The organism is Streptomyces bicolor (assembly GCF_000719285.1).
GTDB classification, from domain to species: Bacteria; Actinomycetota; Actinomycetes; order Streptomycetales; family Streptomycetaceae; genus Streptomyces; species Streptomyces bicolor.
In genome coordinates this window covers 221,378-245,017 of the sequence record NZ_JOFS01000002.1, presented here as the reverse complement: position 1 = coordinate 245,017, position 23,640 = coordinate 221,378, and the positions used below count along the sequence as shown (strand labels likewise).

The following is a 23,640-nucleotide window of genomic DNA, read 5'->3' as shown; positions in this document are numbered from 1 at the left end:
CTCCCTCTCCCTCTCCCCACCTACCCGTACCCGTCGGTCTCCACGACCTCCAATGGGAGCGCTTCCATGCCTGAGCCCATGTCCCCCGTGTCCTTTCCCCCCGCCTTCCTCTGGGGCGCCGCCACGTCCGCGTACCAGATCGAGGGAGCGGTGCGGGAGGGCGGCCGTACGCCGTCCATCTGGGACACCTTCAGCCACACCCCGGGCAAGACCGCCGGCGGCGAGCACGGTGACATCGCTGTCGACCACTACCACCGCTACCGCGAGGACGTGGCGCTGATGGCCGAGCTCGGCCTGACCGCGTACCGCTTCTCGATCTCCTGGTCGCGCGTGCAGCCGACGGGCCGGGGCCCGGCCGTGCAGGTGGGCCTGGACTTCTACCGCCGTCTGGTGGACGAGCTGCTGGCGCACGACATCAAGCCCGCCGTCACCCTCTACCACTGGGACCTGCCCCAGGAGCTGGAGGACGCGGGCGGCTGGCCGGAGCGCGACACGGCGTACCGGTTCGCCGAGTACGCGCAGATCGTCGGCGAGGCGCTCGGTGACCGCGTGGAGCAGTGGATCACGCTCAACGAGCCGTGGTGCAGCGCGTTCCTGGGCTACGGCTCGGGTGTGCACGCGCCGGGCCGCACCGAGCCGGCGGCCACGCTACGGGCCGCCCACCATCTCAACCTGGCCCACGGGCTGGGCACTTCGGCCCTGCGCTCGGTGATGCCGGCCCGCAACTCGGTGGCGCTCAGCCTCAACTCCTGCCCGGTACGGCCGCTCTCGCAGGACCCTGCGGACCTGGCGGCGGCACGGAAGATCGACGACCTGGCCAACGGTGTCTTCCACGGCCCCATCCTGCACGGCGCCTATCCGGAGACGCTGTACACGGCGACGGAGCTGCTGACGGACTGGTCGTACGTCCTGGACGGCGACCTGGCCGCGATCAACCAGCCGCTCGACGCCCTGGGGCTGAACTACTACACCCCGACGCTGGTCTCGGCGGCCGAAGCCGAGCCGAGCGGCCCGCGCGCCGACGGCCACGGGGCAAGCGAGCACTCGCCGTGGCCCGCCGCGGACGACGTGCTGTTCCACCAGACCCCCGGTGAGCGCACGGAGATGGGCTGGAGCATCGACCCGACCGGCCTGCACGAGCTGATCATGCGCTATTCGCGCGAGGCGCCCGGTCTGCCGCTCTACATCACGGAGAACGGCGCGGCCTACGACGACAAGCCGGACCCCGAGGGCCGCGTCCACGACCCGGAGCGCATCGCCTACCTGCACGGCCACCTCGGCGAGGTCCGCCGCGCGATCGCCGACGGCGCCGACGTCCGGGGCTACTACCTGTGGTCCCTGCTGGACAACTTCGAGTGGGCGTACGGGTACGAGAAGCGGTTCGGGGCGGTGTACGTCGACTACTCGACGCTCGAGCGGACGCCGAAGTCGAGCGCGTACTGGTACGGGAAGGCGGCTCGGACGGGGACGTTGCCCGAGGTGGACGAGGTGTTCTAGGGAGCGGGGGATCGGACCGGGTGGGCGGGGCGCGGCACGGGGAGGGGACGTGCCGCGCCCCGGCCGGATGGGGGGAGACCGGCCGGGGCGCGCCCCCGTGGTTCAGTGGCGGTCCGCGTCAGTTGTAGGCCGCGAACGCCTTGGTGAACGCGAACTTGTCCTGGAGGATCGAGCTGCACGTCGCGTCGGCCGCCGGCTTCTCACCGCCCGGGCACTGCTTGTCACGGGTCGCCGACCACATCGACAGCCAGCCGAGGCCCTTGGACTTGGCGAAGTTGACCAGCTGGGTGGCGTCGTCGACCTTGAAGATCTCGGTGGTGACGTCGTTGACGCCGATCATCGGGGTGACGGCGACCGTCTTCCAGGCGGCGCTGTCGGAGAGGCCGAGCACGCTCTTGACCTGGGCCTGGGTGGCGGTGGCCGCCTGTTCGGCGTAGGTGCCCATGTCGCCGCTGTACGCGGGGCCGTAGTCCATCGCCATGATGTTGACGGTGTCGATCTTCACGCCGTTGCGCTTGGCGTCGGCGAGGAGGTCGACGCCCGGCTGGGTCAGGCCCTCGGGCATGACGGGGAGGGTGAAGGAGACGTCCAGGTCCGGGTGCTGCCGCTGGAGCTCGGCTATCGCCTGGGCGCGGCGGGTGTTGGCCGCCTTGTCCGGCAGCGCGCCGCCCTCCACGTCGAAGTCGACCTTGGTCAGCTTGTACGCCTCCACGACCTTGCCGTAGGCCGCCGCGAGCGCGTCCGCCGAGGAGCAGGTCGTCGCCAGCTCGCTGCCCGCCGCGCCGCCGAAGGAGACACGGACGTCGCCGCCCTTCGCACGCAGGTCGCCGATCTGCGCGGCCACCGCGTCACTGCCGAGGTCCGTGACGCCGCCCCACTTCGGGGTGCAGCCGCCGCCGTCGGTGACGAAGGCGAGGTTGTAGTCCTTGACGCCGGTCGCCTCCGCGCTCGCCGTCAGGTCGAACGCCGGGTAGAGCGATGTGTCGATGTACGGGGCGAAGCCGGCGGTGGTTCCCGTTCCGGTGCCGGGGCTCTCCGAGGGCTTGGCGGTGGGGGTCGGGCTCTGCGTCGGGGACGCGGGCCGGGTGGGGGTTGCGGACTGCGTGGGGGTGGCCGTCGGGTTCGGCGTCGTGGACGGTGTGGACGTCGGGCGGCCGCTCGGCTCCGGCGTCGCGCCGGCGTCCGTCGAGCACTTCGCGCCGTCGATCAGACAACCCGTCGGCGCGCCCGTGCCGTTGACCACGAAGCCGACCGTCACCGACTCACGGGCCGCCAGGCCGTCCGTGTCCCACTTCGGCGGCGTCACGGTGACGTGCTGCCCGCGCACGCTCGACTCCGCGTTCCACAGGGAGCTGAGCTTCGAGCCCGCCGGCAGGTCGAACTCGAGCTTCCAGGCCTTCTCCGCCTGACCGCTGGTGTTCGTGACGACGTACTGCGCGGTGTAACCCGTCGACCAGTCACTGGTCTTCGTGTACGCCGCCCCGACTCCGGCCGCCTGGGCAGTACCGGTGAACAGGATCGCGCCGCCGCCGACCACGGCCGCGGCGACCAGGCCGCCTATCGCCTTGTTCCTGCGGCTGACCTTGCGCCGGTGGGTCCTCATCACGTGCCTGCCTCACTGTTCACGGGGTTCGCGGGGGTGGGTGCGGCAGCACGCTAGCGATTCGGAATCGGGCAAAGTGCCTGATCCGGACGGGGGTTGGCGACCTTAGGGCGCGCTTAAGGAAGGGATCGGGGCCGGTTAAAGGTCGAGACCAATCTGCCGGGCCGACGGCGTCGCACCGACCCCCGATGCCCCCTGCGCACCGGCTCCCTCCCGTCCAGCTGGATCCAGATCCGCACCTCGGTCCCGCCCAGCACCGACGACCCGATCCGTACGTCCCCGCCCGTCGACTCCGCGAGCCGGCGCACGATGTCCAGCCCGAGCCCGGTCGACCCGGCACTGCCCGAACCCCGCCCGCGCGCCATCGCCGCCTCGGGGTCGGATATGCCGGGCCCCGCGTCCGAGACGAGCACGATCACCGCGTCCTCGCCGTTGTGCACGTCGACCGCGAACGCCGTGCCCTCGGCCGTGTGCCGGAAGACGTTGCCGAGCAGGGCGTCCAGCGCGGCCGCCAGATCCGCCCGGGCCACGGGTATGCGCACCGGCCGGTCCACCCCGGCCACCCGCACCTTGCGGCCCTCGTCCTCCGCCAGCGCCGACCAGAACGCCATGCGCTCGCGCACCACCTCGGCGGCGTCGCACCCGGCACCCGGACCGGCGGCCACCGTCTGCGGCTTGGCCTCCCGCGCCGTACGGATGATGGTGTCGACCTCGTGCTCCAGCTGCGCGACCGCCGCCCGGGTCTGCTCGGCGGCCGGACCGTCCCCGAGCGAGGCCGCGTTCAGCCGCAGCACGGTCAGCGGGGTGCGCAGCCGGTGGGACAGATCGGCCGCCAACTCGCGCTCGTTCGCGAGGAGTTGCACGACCTGGTCGGCCATCGAGTTGAACGCGACCGCCGCCAGCCGCAGTTCGTTCGGCCCCTCCTCGGGCACCCGGGCACCCAGCTTGCCCTCCCCCAGCTCGTGCGCGCCCTCTACCAGGCGCTGCGCGGGCCGCACCATCCGCACGCCCAGCCGGTCGGCGACCGCCACCGACCCGACGATCAGGGCGATGCCGACCCCGGCGAGCACCGCCCAGGCCGTGGTGAGGCCATTGGTGACCTCCGCCTCGGGGATGTACACCTCGACGACGGCGATCTCGCCCGAGCTCAGCGCGACAGGCTGGAGCAGCGTGGACCCGCCGGGCACCTCGGTGGTGGAGGCGCGGCCCAGCCGTCGCACGGTCGCGATGTCGTCGGCGGCGGCGCGCTGCCGGCCGAGATCCACGGCGGCCGTGTCACCGGACGCCGGTATGTGCACGGCCATGCCCGCGTCCGACCCGGCCGAGGCGACGACGCGCTCCAGCTGGTCCCGGTCGGTGGTGATGGACAGGGCGGGGGCGACGGCCGCGGCCTCCCGCTCGGCGTTGGAGAAGGCGCGGTCGCGGGCCATCTCCCGGATGACGAGCCCCAGGGGGACGGCGAAGGCGACCACGACCATGGTGGTGACCGCCAGGCAGACCTTGACCAGTGCCCATCTCATCGCAGCGGCCCTCCACCCGGCGGCTCCAGCTTCACGCCGACGCCCCGCAAGGTGTGCAGATAGCGGGGGTTGGCGGCCGTTTCGCCCAGTTTCCGGCGCAGCCAGGACAGATGGACGTCGATGGTCTGGTCGTCGCCGTAGGACTGCTGCCACACCTCGGCGAGCAGTTCCTTGCGGGGTACGACGACGCCGGGCCGTCCGGCCAGGAAGGCGAGCAGGTCGAACTCGCGGCGGGTGAGGTCAAGGCGTACACCGTCCAGCTCGGCCTGGCGGCGCAGCGGGTCCACGGTCAGGCCGCCGACGCGGAGCACGCTGGACGGTGCGGCCTCCGCGCTGCCCGACCGGGCGCGGCGCAGGACGGCGGCCATCCGGGCCGACAGGTGCTCGACCGAGAACGGCTTGGTGAGGTAGTCGTCCGCCCCCGCGTTCAGCAGCCGGACGATCTCCGCCTCGTCGTCCCGTGCCGTGGCGATGATCACCGGCACGTCCGTGATGCCGCGCAGCATCTTCAGGGCCTCGGAGCCGTCCAGATCGGGCAGACCGAGGTCCAGGATCACCACGTCGAAGCGGAAATGGGCGACCTCGCGCAGCGCCTCCAGTGCCGTCCCGACGCTGCGCACCGTGTGGGCGGCGTCGGTCAGGTGCCGGATGAGCGCCGAGCGTACGAACTGGTCGTCCTCGACCACGAGCACACTTGCCATGCGCCGCACCGTACGCCATGCCGCCGAGCCGGGTCGGGGCCTGTGGACAACTCGCCCGCTGTGGACAACTCCGTCCCCGTGGGCAACTTCACCCCTGTGGACAACCGCGCGACACGTCCGGGACGCGTGAGGCAGTATGGCCCGCGATGCGCAGAGGACTCGTACACGTACTCGCTTGGTCGCTCGCCACGGGCGCGGCGGTCACGCTGTCGTGGTGGGGTGTCCACACGGTGATGGCGGGCACGGTGTACGACCGTCCGCGCGCCCTGCCCATCACCGCGGCCGACGCGACCACACAGGAGTCGAAGCCGCTGGCGTCGTCGACGAACCGGCCGACGCCGTCGAAGAACCCTTCGAACTCCCCGGCCCCCTCTCCGAAACCGACCGGGACGCCCCGTACGCCGACGCCCTCGACGAAGCCTCCGCAGAGCCCCAGTCCCACGACCACCACGTCCGGCCGGGTCAAGAGCTACGACACCGACGGCGGCCGCGTGGTCTTCGACATCGGCGAGAGCTCCGCGACCCTCGTCTCGGCCACCCCGGGCTCGGGCTGGTCGATGCAGGTGTGGAAGACGGAGACGTGGATCCGGGTGGAGTTCAGCGCGGGCGCGGACCGGGTGTCGGTGTTCTGCACCTGGCACGACGGGCCGCCGCGGGTGGAGATCGGGAACTACTGAGTCACCGGCGCGACGGCCGTCCTGCCGCGGTCATCGGAACACGGACGGGGGCGGCGCCGGAGAGGCCACCGCCGCGATGTCGGTCACGGGTACGGCCCCGCCGGTGAAGTCGGTGAGCGCCTTGCCGTGCTCGACGCGACCTGGGTGCGGGTCGGAGGCGGCGCGGCGGGTCAGTTCGGCGACCGGGAGCGGCTGGTCGGCGGCGACGAGGACGGCGTTGCCGAAGCGCTTCCCGCGCAGCACCGTCGGGTCGGCGACCAGCGCCAGCTCGGCGAACCGGGCGGCGGCGGTGGCGATCTGACCGCGCAGATGCGCGAGCGGCGGACCGTCGGCGAGGTTGGCGGTGTACACGCCGCTGGGCCGCAGGGCCCTGCGTACGTCGTCGAGGAACTCCGTGGAGGTCAGGTGGGCGGGCGTACGGGCCCCGCTGAACACGTCGGCGATGACGAGGTCGGCCCATGCGTCGGGCACCTTGGCGAGCCCGTCCCGTGCGTCCACCGACCGCACCCGGATCCGGGCGTTCGGATCCAACGGCAGCTCTCGCCTGACCAGTTGGACGAGGGTGGCGTCCCGTTCGACGACCTGCTGGGTGGAGCGGGGGCGGGTGGCGGCCACATACCGGGCGAGCGTGAACGCGCCACCGCCGAGGTGCACGACGTGGAGGGGCTTGCCCTGCGGCGCGACGAGGTCGATGACGTGCCCCAGGCGCCGCTGGTACTCGAAGGAGAGGTATGCCGGGTCGTCCAGATCGACGTGTGACTGCGGAGCCCCGTCGATGAGGAGCGTCCAGGCGCGGGCACGGTCCCGGTCGGGGATCAGCTCGGCGAGCCCACCGTCGACGTGTTCGACGACCGCTTCGGCCGCGGCCGGCCGGCGCCGGGCGTTCCTGGACTTCCGCATTGGGCCATTGTCGCAGGTGAGAGGCGCCACCGCCCGGCCGGCCGAGTCACCGGCAGTTGTCGGCCGCCTCGATCAACCGCGCCGCCTCCCCCAGCGCCGCCCGCAGCGCCGCGGGATCGGTCGCCAGGTCCGCCTCGCCGGGCGGCAGCAGCCAGTCCGAGCCCTCGACCGGCGGCTCGGGGTCCAGGTCGAGGCTCAGCCCCCGGCCGTCGGTCTCCGTACAGGTGCTGCCCGGCACGTCCCAGGCGGCCGCCGTGCCCGGCGGGACCACGAAGCCGAGCGTGTCGCCACCGTCGTCGTGCAGCACGGGGCCCACCCCGTCCCCGGCCCCGCGCCGCAGGATGTCGACCGCCTCCAGCCCCTGCCGCGCCGGAACGGTGACCACGTCGCAGCCCGACCCCGGCGGCTCGCTGCACTCAGCGGTCGGCGCGTGCGCCGCCGTGGTCGACGGCGTACGAGGAACGATGCTCTGGCTGGTCTCCATCCCGACCTCCACCACGGAACCCCTTTTGCAGTCCGAAGAGTTCAACGCGGGGCGCCGTCAACGGCTACGGCGGAAGTCCGCCGCAAAGGATGGCAGTTCATGGCAGATCCCGTATGAGATATCCGGTTTGTAGCCAAACCCTGCGTTGCGGGTCCGACACAGCAGGTACGTTCTTGCCCGCCGGAGACAAGGGCACCAGACGGATTATTTCGGTTCGACTCGTCTCAACTCGTCCTCACTCCGGCATGGTTCGACGGTTCGCACGAGAGGACCCGGCCATGACGTCGTCAGAGCTGACCTCGTCCCAGCCCCCCAGGCCACCACGGCCGAATCTCGCGTTCCGGCAGTTGCGCGGACAGCGCTCGCCGGCCGAGTTCGCCGCCGCGGTGCGACGGGCCGCCCGCGAGATCGGCGAGCGGGTCAGCTGTGACGCGCGTTACGTCGGGCGGGTCGAGGCCGGCGAGATCCGATGCCCCAACTACGCCTACGAACGGGTGTTCCTGCACATGTTCCCCGGCCGGACGCTCACCGACCTCGGCTTCGCGCCCCGCTCGTCCGTACGCGGACGCCGGGCGTGCGCGGACGAGGAGGCGCTCCCCATGCGCACCACGATCCCGGTGCACGCGCCGAGTGAGACGCGGGGAGCCCAGGAGCCGTATGACCCGCTGAACCCTCAGGACCCGTACGACCCCCACGACCCGTACGGCGCACAGCAGAACCACCAGAACCACGAGATCCACGAGGAGAGCGACGTGCTGCGTCGCGCATTCATGACCGGCGGCGGTGCCACGGTGGCCGCCGCCTCACTGAGCCCCCTGGGGCTCGCCATCGACGCCGCCGCCGCGGAGCGTCCCGTCCGACGTGCCGGGGGGCGCGAGGCGGACGCGCTCGAGGAAGCCGTACGCCGTATCCGGCTGCTCGACGACCGGCACGGCGCCGACGGCCTCTACCGGCGCGCGGCCGCCCCGCTGCGGGCCGCCTACGAGCTGCTCGACGCCGGCACGACCCGGCAGGCGGTCGGCGACCGGCTCCACTCGGGCGCGGGTGAACTGGCCATCTCGGTGGGGTGGCTGGCGCACGACTCGGGGCGGTTCGACGACGCGCGCTCGCACTACGCGGAGGCGCTGGCGACGGCCCGGATGGCCGGGGACCCGGCCCTCGAGGCGCACGCCTTCTGCAATACGTCCTTCCTGGCGCGGGACGCGGGCCGGCCCCGTGAGGCCGTGCGTGCGGCGCAGGCCGCGCAACGTGTCGCGCGCCCGCTGGGCTCCTCCCGCCTGATGTCCCTGCTCGCGCTGCGCGAGGCGGGCGGCTGGGCGGGGCTCGCCGACCGCACCGGGTGCGAGCAGGCCCTCGCCCGCGCGCAGGCCCTCTTCGAGCGGGGCCGTTCGGACTCCGACCCGGAGTGGATGAGCTTCTACGGCGAGGCGGAGCTGGAGGTCCTGGAGGCGCAGTGCTGGTCGACGCTGGGCAACTGGCGGCGGGCGGCGCGGCATGCGGGGCGGGCGGCGCAGCTGCAGGATCCGCACTTCACGCGCAACATCGCGCTGTACACGGCGGAGCTGGCGGACGACCTGGCCCGGGGTGGGCGGCCCGACGAGGCGGCGGCCGCCGGGATGCGGGTGCTGGATCTGCTGGATCAGGTGCAGTCGTCGCGGGTGCAGACGATGTTGGCGGGGACTGCGCGGGTGTTGCTGCCGCATCGGCGGGCTTCGGGCGTGTCGGCGTTTCTGGAGAGGCACGCGAGCGCGCCGCGTACGGCGTGAACGATCCGGCGTGAGCAAGGTTGCCCGGCGTCGGTGCTGGGCGGGGGTGGGTCGCGCAGCCCGGCGCTGACAGGGTGCCGCCTGCGCCCACCCGTGCCGCCCTAGGCGGCACGAATGCCCGCAGCTTGGCAGAACCGCGCTAGCCCGCCAAGTGCCCCAAGTCGTTCCAGCTCTCGATCGCCGGCTCCCCGTAAGCCCACCCCAGCACCGACAGCGACGTCGGGTTCAGCCGGATCCGTGCCGCGAAATCGAGCGGCATCCCCAACCACCGCGCGCCTATGGACCGGAGTATGTGCCCGTGCGCGAACACCAGCACGTCCCGGTCCTCCTCGCGCGCCCACGCCACCACCTCGTCGGCCCGCGCGGTCACCTCGGTCAGGGTCTCGCCCTCGGGCACGCCGTCGCGCCAGATGAGCCAGCCGGGCCGGACGGCCTGGATGTCCGCGGGGGTCATGCCCTCGTACGCGCCGTAGTCCCACTCCATGAGCGTGTCCCAGGCACGCGCGCGTTCCCCGAAGCCGGCGAGTTCGCACGTCTCACGCGCGCGTGAGAGAGGGCTGGTGCGGACCTCTACGCCCGCCAGCCCGTCGTACGGCGCCCTGTGCAGACGTTCGCCGAGGAGCTTCGCGCCCCTGCGGCCCTCCTCGAGGAGCGGCACATCGGTCCTGCCCGTGTGCTTGCCGGCCAGCGACCATTCGGTCTGTCCGTGCCGGGCCAGCAGGATGCGCGGTGCCATGCGGAGGCCTTCCGGGAGAAATGAGAGGCGGAACCCCTCCATCATCGCGCACGCTGTGCCGGGGCAACCCGCCGGGCGATCTCTGCGTCTAGAGGGCCGAGGCGCCCGAAGGGGGCGCACGCATACACCGTAAAGTGGTACGACCGGTCGACCGGGCGCCGCGACGAGAAGGGGGAGGCGATCGGATGCCGCACGCCGACATAGCTGGCGTGGAGGCGACGCCGCGGACCCGCCTGCGCTGGTGGACCGAGCTGCCGCTGATACTGCTGGTCTACGCCTGCTACTCGGCGGGGCGACTCCTCGCCCGGGGCGATGTCAGCGGCGCCGTGGACCACGGGCTCGCGATCCTGGACATCGAGAAGGCCCTGTACCTCAAAGCGGAGCACCCCCTCAACCGCCTCTTCACCCGCGAGCCCTGGCTCGGCGTCCCGGCCGACTTCTGGTACGCGTCGCTGCACTACCTGGTCACGCCCGTGCTCCTGGTCTGGCTCTTCAGATCGCGCACCGTGCAGTATCGGGCGGCCCGCACCTGGCTGATGACGTCGACCTTCATCGGCCTGATCGGCTTCACCCTGCTTCCCACCTGCCCGCCCCGGCTGCTCGACGCGAGCCACGGTTTCGTGGACACGATGGCCCACTACAGCTCGTACGGCTGGTGGGGCGGCGAGGCGAGCGCGCCCAAGGGCCTCGGCGGCCTGACCAACCAGTACGCGGCCATGCCGAGCCTGCACGTCGGCTGGGCGCTGTGGTGCGGCGTGATCCTGTGGCGGTACGGCGGGACGCGCCTGGCGAAGGTCGCGGCGATCGCCTACCCCCTGATCACCACGATCGTGGTGATGGGCACCGCGAACCACTACTTCCTCGACGCGGTCGCGGGCGCCGCCGTGATGGGCGTCGGACTGCTGCTGGCGCCGTATGTGATGCGGACCATGGACCGGGCGCGGGCCCGGTTCGGGACGCGGGCCGCCACCGCCGCGAACGCCGACTCCGCCGCCGCTGCCACCTCCACCGCGACCGTCGCACAGGGCTCCCGCGACACGGTCCCGGTCGGCTCGGGCGACAGCCTCTCGGCCGGCTCCGGCACCCCCGTCCCTGTGGGCTCCGGTGACGCGGCTTCCTCAATTGTCAGTGGCGGATGCCAGACTTCCGCGGGTGAGCGAATTCCACGGCAGCGCGAGTCCCGGTTCGGAGCCGGAGCCGAGCCGAGTGCCTCTCCCCAGGACGCGGGGGACGGCGCTCCGGCACCGGCTCGCTGAGCTGCGCGGTCCCGACGTACCGGCCAAGGCGTTGGACGCACGCGCCTTGGCCGCTCTCGCCGCCAACCCCGGCTGCAAGCGGCGCGCGATCCTGGACGGCGCCGGGGTGAACAAGGCGGCGCTGGCGAACGCACTGGGCTCGCCGTCGGTCTTCGGGCAGTCGCAGTTCGCCTTCACGCGCGGGAACACCTTCGAAGCCAAGGTCAAGGCGGACGGCGGCGCGGAGCTGCTGCGCCTGGTCCACGAGAAGCTCGACCGCACCGCCGAACCGCCCGCCCACGCACGCGTGCCCGAACTCACCGCGACGGGCCCCGAGGGCCGCACGGCCCGTACGGCACTGGCGCTGCGCGAGGCCACCGAGGCCCGCGGCGAGTGGACCCTGTTCGACCACCCGATGCTCGCGCTGGACGTCGCCGGCTCGCCCGCCTTCCTGGAGCCGGACGCGGTGGTCGTGCACCCGGACGGCAGCTGGACGGTCGTGGAGATCAAGTCGTTCCCGATGCTGGACGGTTCGGCGGATCCGGCGAAGGTGGGTGCCGCGGCTCGTCAGGCGGCGGTGTACGTGCTGGCGCTGGAGCGGATCGCCGCCCGGCTCGCCTCGGACAGCGCCCCCGCCCCGCGCGTGCGCCACCGCGTCCTCCTGGTCTGCCCCAAGGACTTCTCGAACCTCCCCACAGCCTCCGCCGTCGACGTCCGCAAACAGCGCGCGGTGACCGCCCGCCAACTGGCCCGCCTCACCCGCATCGAGGACATCGCCGACACGCTCCCCGACGGCACCTGCTTCTCCCCCGACCTGCCCGCCGCCGACCTCACGACCGCCGTCGAGTCGGTCCCGGCGACGTACGCGCCCGAGTGCCTGTCCGCCTGCGAGCTCGCCTTCCACTGTCGGGCCCGCTCCCGCGCGTCCGGCGCGGTGACGTCGCTGGGCCGTTCGGTGCGGGCCGAACTGGGCGGCCTGACCACGGTCGAGGACGTCCTGTCGGCGGCCCGCGGCGAGACCGGCGACCCGGACGATCCGGCGGTGGCTGCCCTGCGCAGGGCGGCACGGCTGCGTGCCGAGGCCCTGGGTGTGGAGGTGGCGGCATGTCGTTGATCGCCACGCTCGCCCGCCTCGAAGCCGTCCACACCGGCCGCGCCCAGCCCGCCGCCACCGTCCGCCACCGGCATCTGTCCGACCGCCCGCTGGTCTTCGTGCCCCTCACCACCGCCGGTGAGGCCGGCGCCCCGCTCGGCGCGCTGGTCGGCACGGACCGGGACGCTCCGCACCTGCTGGTCGTACCGCAGCCGCGCGACCGGGACCTCAGGTTCGCGTTCCTGGCCGAGCTGGCGGACGTCGTCCTGCCGTACATCGACACCCACGCCGATGCCGTGGAGGCCGCCGAGCGCAACGAGACCGACCCCGAGACCGGCAAGCGGGTCAAGGTCGAGGTCGAACTGTGCGCGGACGCCCCGCAGTTGATCGTGCCGAGCCGCGCGGGCGTCGATTACGTACGGCTCCTCGGCCGCTCCATGCGCTTCAGGCGTACGGCGGACCAGGACCCGGAGACCCCCTACCCCGCGCCCCCGCGCGTGCCGCTGCTCGGCCGCTGGCTGACCCACTTCGGCGAGCGCGCCCGCGTGCCCGGCTCGTCCCTCCTGCTCGCCATGACCGACGTACTGTCCCGGCACTGGGCGACCGGCCAGTCCACGCTGGAGGACCAGCACCTGGGCGCGCTGCTGGCGTGGATCGCCCCGCCGGAGGGCGAGACGGGCGCCGAGGCGGCGCTGCGCGCGGAGCTCGCGCGGGACCGGGAGGGCCAGTTGCTGTGGCCGCCGGCGGGCCCCGCCACCGACCCGGCGTTCGACAACAAACTGCTCGCCCCCGCCATCGATCGCTACGACCGCGCGCGTACGGCCCTCGCCGCCGCCGAGGACGGTCTGGAGGCCGACGACCGGCTCGGTGACCTCACCGCCGCCGAGCGGGAGATCCGCGCCCTCGTCGAGAGCCGGACCCGCCCCACTTGGGACGCGGTGTGGCACGGCCTCGACCTGCTGCGGTCACACCTGCCCGAGGCCGGTCGGCACGTCGAGGAGCGATGGACGCGCGACCGCTGGTCGTTCACCGGCCACCGCGACCGCGTCCTCGCCGGTGAGCCCCCGCAGCCGCGCCGCGACGACGCGGTCACCGCCGCCAACAAGCTCTCGGCGCGCGAGCGCGAACAGGCCCGCCTGGAGGCGCAGGAGGCGCTCGACGACCCGCTGGTGATGGCGGGGCGGAGGCTGGCCGGGGAGGCGTTCGCGGGCGAGGTCACCGAGGTCGTGATGGCGTACAGCGAGGGCAAGCGGCCGAGCCCGCGCCCGCTGGTCACCGTCCGCACCGATGACCGGCCGCATCTGGGCGAGCGGGCCAAGGTGTTCCGGTCGCTGGGCGGAAAGCCGCAGGCGGCTGAGTTCGTCGGCTACGAGGAGACCCTCGGCAAGGACGGCAACGACGGCGAGAACGGGCCCGGCGGCGAGGACGGCGGCGTGCTGCTCGTGCTGCGGGTGCTGGACAAGATGGGCCGCGGCAAGGAACCGGAGGCGGGATCCGTGCCGGAGAAGGGCGACCGGGTCTGCTTCACCCTGTTCGAGCACGAGCAGCGGGGCGGCGCGAAGCTGCCCGAACCGGAGGAGACGCCGTGGACACACGGCGGGCCGCCCGGGGAGCAGGTGCCCGAGGCCGCCGATCCGCTGACCGAGGAGGACGTCCTGTGACCGCCGTGTTCGACCCCGGTGCCGCGGCGGCGCAGGCCACCGACGCGATCCTCGCCGACACCCTGCACGGCACCGCGCGCGGTGTCGTCGTCGACTCCCCGCCCGGCGCCGGCAAGTCCACGCTCGTCGTCCGCGCCGCTCTGGAACTCGCCGACGCGGGACGCCCGTTGATGATCGTCGCGCAGACCAACGCCCAGGTCGACGATCTGGTGCTGCGGCTCGCCGAGAAGAGCCCCGAGCTGCCGGTGGGCCGCCTGCACAGCAGCGACGCCGACCCGTACGACAAGGCGCTGGACGACCTGCCGAACGTACGCAAGTCGGCGAAGGCCGCCGAGCTCGCGGGACTCTCGGTCGTCATCTCCACGGCGGCCAAGTGGGGGCACGTCAAGGTCGACGAGCCCTGGCGGCACGCGATCGTCGACGAGGCGTACCAGATGCGCTCGGACTCGCTGCTCGCCGTGGCCGGCCTCTTCGAGCGGGCGCTGTTCGTGGGCGACCCGGGTCAACTCGACCCGTTCGCGACCGTGGGCAGTGAGCAGTGGGCGGGCCTGTCGTACGACCCGTCGGCGTCCGCCGTCACCACTCTCCTGGCCCACAACCCGGACCTGCCCCAGCACCGCCTGCCGGTCTCCTGGCGCCTCCCCGCGTCCGCCGCGCCCCTCATCTCCGACGCCTTCTACCCGTACACGCCCTTCCGCAGCGGCACCGGTCACGACGACCGCCGACTCGCCTTCGCGGTCCCGTCGGACGGCTCCGGCCCCGATCGGGTGATCGACGAGGCGGCCGAGTCGGGCTGGGGCCTGCTGGAACTGCCCGCCCGGCATACCCCGCGTACGGACCCGGAGGCGGTCCGGGCGGTCGCGACGGTCGTACGGCGCCTCCTGGACCGGGGCGGCGCGGCGACGTCGGAACGCTCTTCCGACGCCGCGCCCCTCACCGCCGACCGGATCGCGGTCGGCACGGCCCACCGGGACCAGGCAGCGGCGGTCCGGGCGGCGCTGGCCGAGCTGGGCGTGACGGAAATCACCGTAGACACGGCGAATCGCCTGCAAGGCCGCGAGTACGACGTCACGGTGGTCCTCCACCCCCTGTCCGGCCGCCCCGACGCCACCGCGTTCCACCTGGAAACGGGCCGCCTCTGCGTCCTCGCCTCCCGCCACCGCCACGCGTGCATCGTGGTGTGCCGGGCCGGGGTGAGCGACCTGCTGGACGACTATCCGTCGACGGAGCCGGTACAGCTGGGGACGCTGGTGAAGTTTCCTGACGGCTGGGAGGCGAACCACGCGGTCCTGGCGCGACTCGCAGAGCATCGGGTGGCCTGGCGGCCATGAATCGAACGGCACCCACCCACCCGGGACCAGCTCCGCCGCCGCCACCCGCCGGACGGAGTCCGGCACGCCGCCGGAGGCGGCCAATGAACACAGCCCTGACGGCTGGGAGGCGAACCACGCGGTCCTGGCGCGACTCGCAGAGCATCGGGTGGCCTGGCGGCCGTGAATCGAACGGCACCCACCCACCCGGGACCGCCTCCCCCGCCGCCATCGCGTGGCCTGGCGGCCATGAATCGAACGGCACCCACCCACCCGGAACCGCCTCCGCCGCCGCCATCGCGTGGCCTCGCGGCCCGGTTGACCGGAAGGCGCATGGGCCCGCGTCATACGCCTACTTGCGCGGGCGCGGGACAATGGACGGTGGACCGGTCCGCCGGGGGTTCGCCGGTGTCCCACGAGATCGGTGACGTACTGGATCGGTGACGTACTAGGAGGAGAACGCATGGCGGAGCCCACGCCGCGCAGGAACGAACCGCGGCTACGCCCCGCGCCCCTGCTCTTCGAGCCCGCGCAGGTGGCCGCCGACCCTGAGCACTTCTTCGACCTGGAGTCGATCGACGACCCCCGTGTGCTGCTGGCGCGGGCGACCGAGCTGACGCAGGCCTTCCGGGCGGCGACTGATCGTGCGGTGGAGTTCCAGGCCATCGCGGCGGCCCAGCTGGCGGACCCCCGGCGGTTCGACCGGCTGACGCCCGCCGACATCGCCGCACGGGCCGAGTGGACCGAGGACTACGCCAAGAAGATGGTGGAGTTCGGCCGTGATCTGATGCGGGGGGTCGAGGGGCCGGGGCACGTCGACCCCGTGTGATTACGGCGTAGTCAGCGCCTGATCACCCCTACGGCATATGCCAGGCGGGCAAGATACCCGCTTCTCCCTCCCCTGTCCGGCTTTTCGGCAACCCTCGGAAACCGAGCTCTCACCGTCGGTAGATGTAGGTGCATGAGCCGCACACGGGACGACCTCTTCGCCGACCTCTCCTCCAGCTCCTCCCACAACTTCTCCGCCCACCTCCCCTCCCACCCCTCCTCCCACCTCTCCCCAGACCACTCCGACGCCCCCGTCGACACCTTCGGAGTCACCGGCGTCACCCCCGACGGAGCCGCCTGGCTCGCCTCGGCAGGAACGTATCCCCGCAGCATGCTCGCCCTCTGGGCCGAACGCCCGCACGCCCCGGTGGTCCTGCCCTGCGGCTCCGTCTTCGACGTGGTCAGCGCCCCCGCGATCTTCGGGCGCCGCATGCTGGACCGGCTGTGGGACGAGGGCCCGGGTGCCGGCCCCGTGGCCGCCTTCCGGGGGCGGATCCTGCTGTTCGCCGCCCCCGGCACCGCCCAGCGACTGCCCTCACTGCTGCGCTGGGAGGAGTTCAGCCGCACGGACGGCATCCCGCCGCTCCTCTGCCACGGCACCGGCGACGCGGTGACCGTCCCGGCTCCGGCGGACACGTACGCGGCGTCCCCGACGGCCTCCGGAACCCGCTGGCTGGTCGCCCCGGACAGCCGTAACCCCTGGTTACCGGGCCCGGAGGTGCTGCTCTGGGCGGCCGTGCGGGCGGCTCGCGCGGCCGTTCGGATTTCGATTTTTCCCCACGCCGACCAGGATGCTAAGGTCTACGACGTCAGCAGGCGCCGCTAGCTCAGTTGGTTAGAGCAGCTGACTCTTAATCAGCGGGTCCGGGGTTCGAGTCCCTGGCGGCGCACAGACAGTGAAAGCCCCTCGCGGATGCGAGGGGCTTTTCGCATGCCCCGGCGTACACCCGTCACTACCCGTGTACGCCTGCACCCACCCCGTACGCCTGTCACTACCGGCGCATCCCCCACCGACCACGCCCCACGCCCCGGCGCGGGCGCTATCCCGTCGCGCGCGCCCGCGGTCCCGTCGGCGCGATCTTCACCGTCCACGCCCCCGAAGCCGTGCGCCCCTCCACCTCCACCCGCACGCCCTCCTCCAGCACCGTGAAACTCTCGCCCAGCCCGACCGGCGCGTCCGCGAGCGGCGGATACACCGACTCCTCCCAGCAGGCCTCGGTGCGCGGATGGGCGTCGATCACCTCGACCGGGCCGCCGCCGGACTCGGTCTGGCTGCGCACCCGGTACACCAGCACGCCCTGCCGGCAGACCTGCCTGTCGTTGCCCACGGGGCCGCGCACCTCGAAGGCGAGGGCGCTCTCGGGGCCGGTGCGGACGACGGCGAGCTTGATGCCGTTGCCCAGGCCGAAGCCCGGTACGGCGCCGAGCCCGCCGGGCGCCGCCCCGAACGAGCCGAGCCCGCCGGGCGCCCCGGCAGCCCCCGCCTGCACCGGCATACCGGGCCCGACCGACAGCGGCTCCAGCGTCAGCCGCGCCCCGGCGGCCCGCGCCCCCTGCACACACACCACCTGCCGCGGCTCCAGCCACCCGAGCTTCCACTTGTGCCAGCCGAACAGATCCGGCGCCAACCCGAACTGGCTGCCCATCAGGTCCCAGTCGCCGACGTAGGTGTCCCAGTCACCCTTGCCGTCCATCGGGCGGTGGTAGAGGTCGGGCAGGTCGAAGACGTGGCCGGTCTCGTGCGCGAGGACCAGCCGGTCCGGCGGATGGTTCTCGAACACCGTGACGACACGCCGGATGTCCGTGCCGTCGGCGCGCAACGGGGTCTCCAGGTTGACGACCTTCGTGGCGTCCGAGTCGACTCCGGGCGCGTCCGGGTCGGCGACGAAGTAGACGATGTCGTAGCGGGAGAAGTCCACCTGCCGGTCCGCCACGGCGAGCGCGTCCCGCAGATACGCGGCCCGGTCGTCCACGTTCCAGTCGCGCTGTATGGCGTACGCGGTCGACGGCCGCGGCATCCGGAGCCAGTTCCGGACCGGATGCGGGCGCAGGGTGAATCTGCCGTAGGAGGCGCGTTCGAAGAAGTGGGTGGTAGCAGGGAAATGGTCGGCCGTCAGTTCGGCGGGTGTCGTCCGGGGTGCCGCGTCCGGGAAGGACAGGAAGACCATGACCGCGTCGAGTTCGCGGGTCGGGCGCGGATAGGCGGTGTTCCAGGTGTTCAGTCCTTCGGAGTGGTGCGCCTCGGTGCGTTCCAGGGCACAGGCAGCCGTGTCGAACGGTTCGGCGACCGAGGGGCCCGCGACCAGGGAGGTCGCGGCGAGCGCCGACATCGTGGTGAACAGGGCGGCGGCAGTGCGCAGTCGGGGCCATTCCCACAGCCAACCCATGCCGGGGAGCAGGGGGAGCTGACGCGGCACGTGGACCTCCGGGAGCGGTTCGCGGGACACCGCTCCCAGCCTCAGTCAGATTGTCGTACTACGTCCTGTTTGCCTGCACCGGATGGGTGAGTGGGGCCCGGAGGGCATCAAAACCGACACCCCCGAATCGCTCACGGAACGTCACAACCGGTCGCGTGCCCCAAGAAGGTGTCCAGTCGCGGGCAGAAACGATCTGTCGGATGAGCGGGCCGCGTGGGAACACTGGACAGTAGGTGGAAGGGCCCGGGGCCAGCCTCTATGATCGGCACACTTTCCAACACTTTCCTGCACGGACACGGCCCGGCGGCCGACCGCCCACGGCCGGCCATTCCGATGAGACCCATCCGAAGATCGAGTGCACTGCGGGAGCGAGCGGTGAGCGGAACGTCCGAAGGGCCGACGCCCGCGGCAGACCTCATCCGGTTGGCCGTAACAGAGAGTAACTCAGAGCCATCACCCGGTACCGGGGAGCCGCCCTACTCCGCCGCCTTCTCCGCCGCGCCCCTGGGGATGGCCGTGGTCGACCGCGAGGGCCTGGTCGCGGGCGCCAACCCCGCCCTCGCCGACCTGCTCGGCACGCCACCCGGCGAACTGGCCGGTTCCGTCGCCGCCGACCTGGTGGACCTGGCCTCCGACGCCCGCACCTGGCACGCGTACCTCGAGGTGCTGCGCGGCCGCCAGGCCCGGCTGCGCTGCACGCGACGCCTCAAACACCCGGACGGGCACTCCCTGTGGGCCCAGGTCACGGTCGCACCCCTGCCCGGTGTCGAGCGGGGCGGTGTCCTGCTCTCCGTCGCCGACGTCAGCGGCCACCGCGAACTCCAGGCCCGGCTGCGGCACTTGCAGATGCACGACCCGGTGACCCGGCTACCCAACCGCACCCTGTTCTTCGAGCGCCTGTCGGCCGCCCTGGAGGCGGAGTCGTACGACGAGAGCGGCACCACCGGCCGAATCGGCCTGTGTTATCTGGACCTTGACGGCTTCAAGGCGATCAACGACACCCTGGGCAACCGGATCGGCGACGGCCTGCTGGCCGCCGTGGCCGAACGGCTCACGCGCTGCGCCGAGGAGGCGGGGTACGCCAGATCGAGCCCGCCCCTGGTGGCCCGGCTCGGCGGCGACGAGTTCGCCCTCCTCGTGGAGGACTCGACCGGCACCGAGCAACTGGCCGACCTGGCCGAGTCGGTGCTGGAGGCCCTGCGAGCCCCCTTCGACCTCTCCGGCCGCCGCCTTTCGGTGTCGGCGTCGATCGGCGTGGTGGAACGCCAGGCGGCCGGCACCACGCCCAACGCCCTGATGCAGGCCGCGGACACGACGCTGTACTGGGCGAAGGCCGACGGCAAGGACCGCTGGACGCTCTTCGACCCCGAACGCAACGCCCACCTCATCACCCGCCAGGCCCTCGCCGCCACCCTCCGCCCGGCCATCGAGCGGGGTGAGTTCGCCCTGGAGTACCAGCCGTTGGTGAGCATGGAGGACGGCCGGCTGCGCGGGGTCGAGGCGCTTGTCCGCTGGAATCATCCTCAGTTCGGCGTACTGGCGCCGAATCGGTTCATCGGACTGGCGGAGGAGGACGGCTCTATCGTTCCCCTCGGCCGCTGGATCCTGGAGACCGCCTGCCGTCAGGCCCGCGCCTGGCAGCTGACACACCCCGACGAGCCGCCGATCTTCGTCAGCGTGAACGTGGCGGTACGGCAGGTCTGGGACTCCGACCTGGTGGCGGACGTGGCCCGCATCCTCGACGAGACGGAACTCGCCCCGCACCTGCTCCAGTTGGAGCTCACCGAGTCGGCGGTGATGGGCTCGGCGGGCAGACCGCTCCAGGACCTCCAGGCGCTCAGCGACATGGGCGTACGCATCGCCATCGACGACTTCGGCACCGGCTACTCGAACCTGGCCTACCTCAGCCGGCTGCCGGTCTCGGTCCTGAAGCTGGACGGTTCCTTCGTACGGGGCTTCCAGTACGAGAGCGACAACAGCGCGGCCGTCCCGCCGAACCCGGCCGACGAGGTCGTGGTCGAGGCGATGATCCAACTGGCCCACCGGCTGGGCCTGACGGTCACCGCGGAGTGCGTGGAGACGCTGGCGCAGGCCTCGCGACTGCGGCGGATCGGCTGCGACACCGGACAGGGGTGGCTGTACTCGCGGCCGGTGCCGCCGGATCGTATCTCCGAGTTGCTGGGGGTGCGGGTCTGACGCGCGCTGAAAGGCGTGCGGTCAGATCGTCGGCAACCCGTAGGCGTCGGCGATGAGTTCGTACGAGCGCAGGCGTACGTCCATGCCGGGCGCGTTGCTCGTGATCATCAACTCGTCGGCGCCGGTGCGCTTCTGGAGGTCGTCGAGGCCGGCGCGGACCTCGTCGGCGGTGCCGTGGACGACGTTGGCGTTCCAGGAGTCGGCGAACTCGCGCTCCAGCGGGGTGAACTCGCGGGCCTCGGCCTCCTCGGGGGTGGGGATGAGGCCGGGGCGGCCGGTGCGCAGGCGGATCATGCTGAGGGCGGCGGCCCTGATCTGGCGGCGGGCCTCCTTCTCGTCGTCGGTGGCGAGGGCGGAGACGCCGATGAGGGCGTACGGCTCGTCGAGGACGGCGGAGGGCTGGAAGGACTCCCGGTACAGGTCCAGGGCGGGGACGGTGTTGCGCGCCGAGAAGTGGTGCGCGAAGGCGAAGGGCAGGCCGAGGACGGCAGCGAGGCGGGCGCTGAAGCCGGAGGAGCCGAGCAGCCAGACCGGCGGGCGGTGCGGGGACTGGACGCCGCCGGGCGAGGTCGCCTGGACGGGGCCGGGGACGGCGTGGATACGGCGGTAGGGGTGGCCGTCCGGGAAGTCGGCGTCGAGGAAACGGGTGAGCTCCGCGAGCTGCTCGGGGAAGTCGTCGGCGCCCTCGTTGAGGTGATCCGTACGGCGGAGGGCGGCTGCCGTGGCGCCGTCCGTGCCGGGGGCTCGGCCGAGGCCGAGGTCTATGCGGCCGGGGGCCATGGCCTCCAAGGTGCCGAACTGCTCCGCGATGACGAGCGGGGCGTGGTTGGGGAGCATGACGCCGCCGGAGCCGAGGCGGATGCGGGTCGTGTGGGCGGCGAGGTGGGCGAGGATCACGGCGGGGGACGAGGAGGCCACGCCCGGCATGGAGTGGTGTTCGGCGACCCAGTAGCGGTGGAAGCCGCGGGACTCCGCGAGGCGGGAGAGGTCGACGCTGGTGCGGAGGGCGTCGGTGGCGGTGTGGCCTGAGCTGACCGTGACCAGGTCCAGTACGGAGAGGGGGACCGGGGCGGTGCCGTGTGCTGTGCCCCGGATCTCGTGGGGTTGGGGGTCGTCTGCCGCCACGGGTGCCTCCTGTGGTGATGCCGTGCGCTGTCCTGCCCGGCGTTAACAGGAGGGGGGCTCCGGTTTATTCCGGGTGGGGAGTTTTCTTCGCCCCCGCCGCCCCTACCCGTCCCGTCCTCCAGGGGCGCTGCCCCTTCGACCCCGTTCCCCGGGGGCTCTGCCCCCTGGACCCCCGCTCCTCAAACGCCGGAGGGGCTGGTTTTCAGCCCGTCTGGGGGTGCCCCCTCTGGGGGAGTTTGAGGACGAGGCCCTTCAGGGCCGAAGCGGGGGTCTGGGGGCGGCAGCCCCCAGGGATGGGACGGCCCTACACCTGCACGATCGGCTCCCTCGTGAAGAGCACCCCCAGCTCCGGCGCGTTCACCCGGCGGTCCGTCAGCCTCAGGGCCTCCCAGACCGTGACCTGGTTGGCGGTGAGGACCGGCTTGGACAGGCGTTGTTCCAGGGCCGTGAGGTGGGACGCCGTGTGCAGGGCCGTGTCCGGGAGGAGAATCGCCTCGGCGTCGGGGTGGTCCGCCTCCTCCGCCAGGGCGAACAGCTCCGCGTCGCCCCAGCTCCCGACCTCCGCCGCGGTGATGATCCCGGAACCGCGGACCGCCACCACCTCCACGCCCGCGGCACGCAGGAAGTCCGCGAAGAGGTCCGCCACGTCGTCGGGGTACGTCGCCCCGATCGCCACCCGCCGCACCCCGAGCTCCCGCACCGCGTGCACGAAGGCGAAGGACGTCGACGACGCCGGCATGCCCGCCGTCACGGCGAGGGTGCGCACCTGCTCATGGGCGCCCTCCCAGCCGTAGACGAAACTGCCGGACGTGCACGCCCACACCACCGCCTCGGCCCCCGTCAGCCGCAGCGCCTCCACGCCCGCCGCGAGCCGCTCGGCCGAGCCCATCCGGCGCAGCGCGTCCACCCGGTGCGCGTCCTCACCGATGTCGGTGTGCACCACGTCGACCCGGATGTCGCTGGCGAGCAACTGCTCGATGCGTGGGTAGTCGTCCTCGGCGGAGTGGCCCGGGTAGAGGAATCCCAGTGCGGTCATGTCGGCCCTTCCTGCTGCTGTTCTTCGCCCGGCACGTTCGGCAGTGCTTCCGGCAGTGCTCCGGGAAGCACGGGACCGCCGCCCGCCGGATCGATCCGTGCCGCCGGATCGATCAGCGCCTGATACGGCCCCACCGCTCGGGTACCCAGCCGACGCAGCGCCGCCCACATCGTGACCTGGTTGGCCGAGAGCACCGGGATGCGCAGTTCGGCCTCCAGTTGGGGGATCACGTCGTAGGTGGGGAGGTTGGTGCAGCTGATGAACAACGCGTCGGTGGCGCCCCGCACCGCCCTGCGGGCCATGTCCGCCACATCGCGGTACGGCACCTTCCAGATGTGCCGGGTCAGCCCCATGAACGCGCACCCGGTGACCAGGACCCCCGCCTGCGCCACGTACTCCTCCAGCGCCCGCGTCACCGACACGGTGTACGGCGTCACCAGCGCCACCCGCCGTACGCCCAGCTCGGTCAGCGCCTCCAGCAGCGCGCCCGAGGTCGTGACGGACGGCACCGCGCCGGCCCGCGTCATCGCCTCGCACATCGCCCGCTCGCCCGCGATGCCGCCGACGAAACTGCCGGAGGTACAGGCGTAGGCGACCACCTCGGGCGCGATCGCGGTCAGGGTGCGGACGCCGTCGCTCAGCGTCTCGTGCTCGCTGACCAGGCGGGCCAGGTCGAGGCTGACCTCGACCGGGACGTACGGGGTGCGAGTGAGGTGGAGGGACACCTCGTCCGGCACCCAGCGCCACAGCTCCCGGTCCAGCGCGAAGTCGAACGGGGCGACGACTCCCACACCGCGCTGCGGGCGGGGGCCGCCGAGGAAGGAGATGTCCATGGCGTCCATGGCAGGCACCGTC

20 protein-coding genes and 1 tRNA gene are annotated in these 23,640 nt (G+C 72.6%); 11 read left to right on the top strand and 10 right to left on the bottom strand.

The genetic code is table 11. The features are described 5' to 3' along the window. Positions 1-66: 66 nt before the first annotated feature. Positions 67-1,497, top strand: coding sequence for a GH1 family beta-glucosidase (locus IF78_RS0103280; protein ID WP_037639536.1), 1,431 nt, complete (start codon positions 67-69; stop codon positions 1,495-1,497). Positions 1,498-1,615: 118 nt separating this feature from the next. On the opposite strand, the gene IF78_RS0103275 is transcribed toward IF78_RS0103280, so the two are convergent. The 3 genes from IF78_RS0103275 to IF78_RS0103265 all read right to left on the bottom strand — a co-directional run bounded on the left by IF78_RS0103275 (position 1,616) and on the right by IF78_RS0103265 (position 5,321). After that, positions 1,616-3,100 (bottom strand): glycoside hydrolase family 18 protein, encoded by a 1,485-nt coding sequence (locus IF78_RS0103275; RefSeq protein ID WP_031478519.1) that lies wholly within the window; start codon positions 3,098-3,100, stop codon positions 1,616-1,618. A gap of 116 nt (positions 3,101-3,216) precedes the next feature. Continuing rightward, positions 3,217-4,620, bottom strand: coding sequence for a sensor histidine kinase (locus IF78_RS0103270; protein WP_031478517.1), 1,404 nt, complete (start codon positions 4,618-4,620; stop codon positions 3,217-3,219). After that, entirely contained in the window at positions 4,617-5,321 is a 705-nt protein-coding gene (locus IF78_RS0103265; protein ID WP_031478516.1) for a response regulator transcription factor, read from the bottom strand. The genes IF78_RS0103270 and IF78_RS0103265 overlap by 4 nt, the downstream gene beginning before the upstream one ends. Positions 5,322-5,467: 146 nt before the next feature. On the opposite strand from IF78_RS0103265, the gene IF78_RS0103260 reads away from it, so the two are divergent. Beyond that, positions 5,468-5,998 carry a hypothetical protein gene (locus IF78_RS0103260; RefSeq protein WP_031478514.1) on the top strand — a complete coding sequence of 177 codons (531 nt, stop codon included), beginning with the start codon at positions 5,468-5,470 and terminating at the stop codon, positions 5,996-5,998. A 30-nt stretch (positions 5,999-6,028) separates the two neighbouring features. Here IF78_RS0103260 and IF78_RS0103255 read toward each other — a convergent pair whose 3' ends face one another. Together IF78_RS0103255 and IF78_RS43285 are read right to left on the bottom strand one after the other, a co-directional pair. Further along, the gene (locus IF78_RS0103255; RefSeq protein ID WP_031478512.1) at positions 6,029-6,898 is read right to left on the bottom strand and encodes a spermidine synthase; all 870 of its coding nucleotides are present in this window, start codon (positions 6,896-6,898) and stop codon (positions 6,029-6,031) included. A gap of 46 nt (positions 6,899-6,944) precedes the next feature. After that, positions 6,945-7,382: a hypothetical protein gene (locus IF78_RS43285; protein ID WP_234439755.1), complete on the bottom strand. Its 438-nt coding sequence runs from the start codon at positions 7,380-7,382 to the stop codon at positions 6,945-6,947. A gap of 278 nt (positions 7,383-7,660) precedes the next feature. Between IF78_RS43285 and IF78_RS0103245 the strand changes: the two genes are divergently transcribed. Further along, positions 7,661-9,148, top strand: coding sequence for an NsdA family TPR-like regulatory protein (locus IF78_RS0103245; RefSeq protein WP_031478509.1), 1,488 nt, complete (start codon positions 7,661-7,663; stop codon positions 9,146-9,148). Positions 9,149-9,287: 139 nt separating this feature from the next. Here the strand turns inward: IF78_RS0103245 and IF78_RS0103240 are convergent, their stop codons facing one another. After that, a complete protein-coding gene (locus IF78_RS0103240; protein ID WP_031478507.1) occupies positions 9,288-9,884 on the bottom strand; it encodes a histidine phosphatase family protein in 597 nt (198 codons plus the stop codon). Between the two features lie 185 nt (positions 9,885-10,069). Here IF78_RS0103240 and IF78_RS0103235 point away from each other — a divergent pair, with 185 nt between their 5' ends. From IF78_RS0103235 to IF78_RS0103205, 7 genes are all read left to right on the top strand, one after another. After that, positions 10,070-11,140, top strand: a complete 1,071-nt coding sequence (locus IF78_RS0103235; RefSeq protein ID WP_031478505.1) for a phosphatase PAP2 family protein — start codon at positions 10,070-10,072, stop codon at positions 11,138-11,140. After that, positions 11,091-12,233, top strand: coding sequence for a hypothetical protein (locus tag IF78_RS0103230; RefSeq protein ID WP_031478504.1), 1,143 nt, complete (start codon positions 11,091-11,093; stop codon positions 12,231-12,233). The genes IF78_RS0103235 and IF78_RS0103230 overlap by 50 nt, the downstream gene beginning before the upstream one ends. Beyond that, positions 12,224-13,873, top strand: coding sequence for a hypothetical protein (locus IF78_RS0103225; protein WP_031478502.1), 1,650 nt, complete (start codon positions 12,224-12,226; stop codon positions 13,871-13,873). The genes IF78_RS0103230 and IF78_RS0103225 overlap by 10 nt, the downstream gene beginning before the upstream one ends. After that, positions 13,870-15,204, top strand: coding sequence for an AAA domain-containing protein (locus IF78_RS0103220; protein WP_031478500.1), 1,335 nt, complete (start codon positions 13,870-13,872; stop codon positions 15,202-15,204). The genes IF78_RS0103225 and IF78_RS0103220 overlap by 4 nt, the downstream gene beginning before the upstream one ends. A 442-nt stretch (positions 15,205-15,646) precedes the next feature. Further along, positions 15,647-16,012, top strand: a complete 366-nt coding sequence (locus IF78_RS0103215; RefSeq protein WP_031478499.1) for a hypothetical protein — start codon at positions 15,647-15,649, stop codon at positions 16,010-16,012. Between the two features lie 132 nt (positions 16,013-16,144). Then, positions 16,145-16,837 carry a bifunctional DNA primase/polymerase gene (locus IF78_RS45380; protein WP_078662283.1) on the top strand — a complete coding sequence of 231 codons (693 nt, stop codon included), beginning with the start codon at positions 16,145-16,147 and terminating at the stop codon, positions 16,835-16,837. After that, positions 16,828-16,901 (top strand) — tRNA-Lys (locus IF78_RS0103205). The genes IF78_RS45380 and IF78_RS0103205 overlap by 10 nt, the downstream gene beginning before the upstream one ends. A gap of 150 nt (positions 16,902-17,051) precedes the next feature. Here IF78_RS0103205 and IF78_RS0103200 read toward each other — a convergent pair. Continuing rightward, positions 17,052-18,458, bottom strand: coding sequence for a M6 family metalloprotease domain-containing protein (locus IF78_RS0103200; RefSeq protein WP_031478496.1), 1,407 nt, complete (start codon positions 18,456-18,458; stop codon positions 17,052-17,054). A gap of 345 nt (positions 18,459-18,803) precedes the next feature. Between IF78_RS0103200 and IF78_RS0103195 the strand changes: the two genes are divergently transcribed. Beyond that, a complete protein-coding gene (locus IF78_RS0103195; RefSeq protein ID WP_037639532.1) occupies positions 18,804-20,624 on the top strand; it encodes a putative bifunctional diguanylate cyclase/phosphodiesterase in 1,821 nt (606 codons plus the stop codon). A 21-nt stretch (positions 20,625-20,645) separates the two neighbouring features. Here the strand turns inward: IF78_RS0103195 and IF78_RS0103190 are convergent, their stop codons facing one another. From IF78_RS0103190 to IF78_RS0103180, 3 genes are all read right to left on the bottom strand, one after another. After that, a complete protein-coding gene (locus tag IF78_RS0103190) occupies positions 20,646-21,749 on the bottom strand; it encodes an LLM class flavin-dependent oxidoreductase (protein ID WP_031478494.1) in 1,104 nt (367 codons plus the stop codon). A gap of 304 nt (positions 21,750-22,053) precedes the next feature. After that, on the bottom strand, positions 22,054-22,785 hold the full coding sequence (locus IF78_RS0103185; RefSeq protein ID WP_031478492.1) for a maleate cis-trans isomerase family protein: 732 nt from the start codon (positions 22,783-22,785) through the stop codon (positions 22,054-22,056). Next, entirely contained in the window at positions 22,782-23,618 is an 837-nt protein-coding gene (locus tag IF78_RS0103180; protein WP_031478491.1) for a maleate cis-trans isomerase family protein, read from the bottom strand. Before IF78_RS0103180 ends, IF78_RS0103185 begins: the two co-directional genes overlap by 4 nt. Between the last annotated feature and the right edge of the window lie 22 nt (positions 23,619-23,640).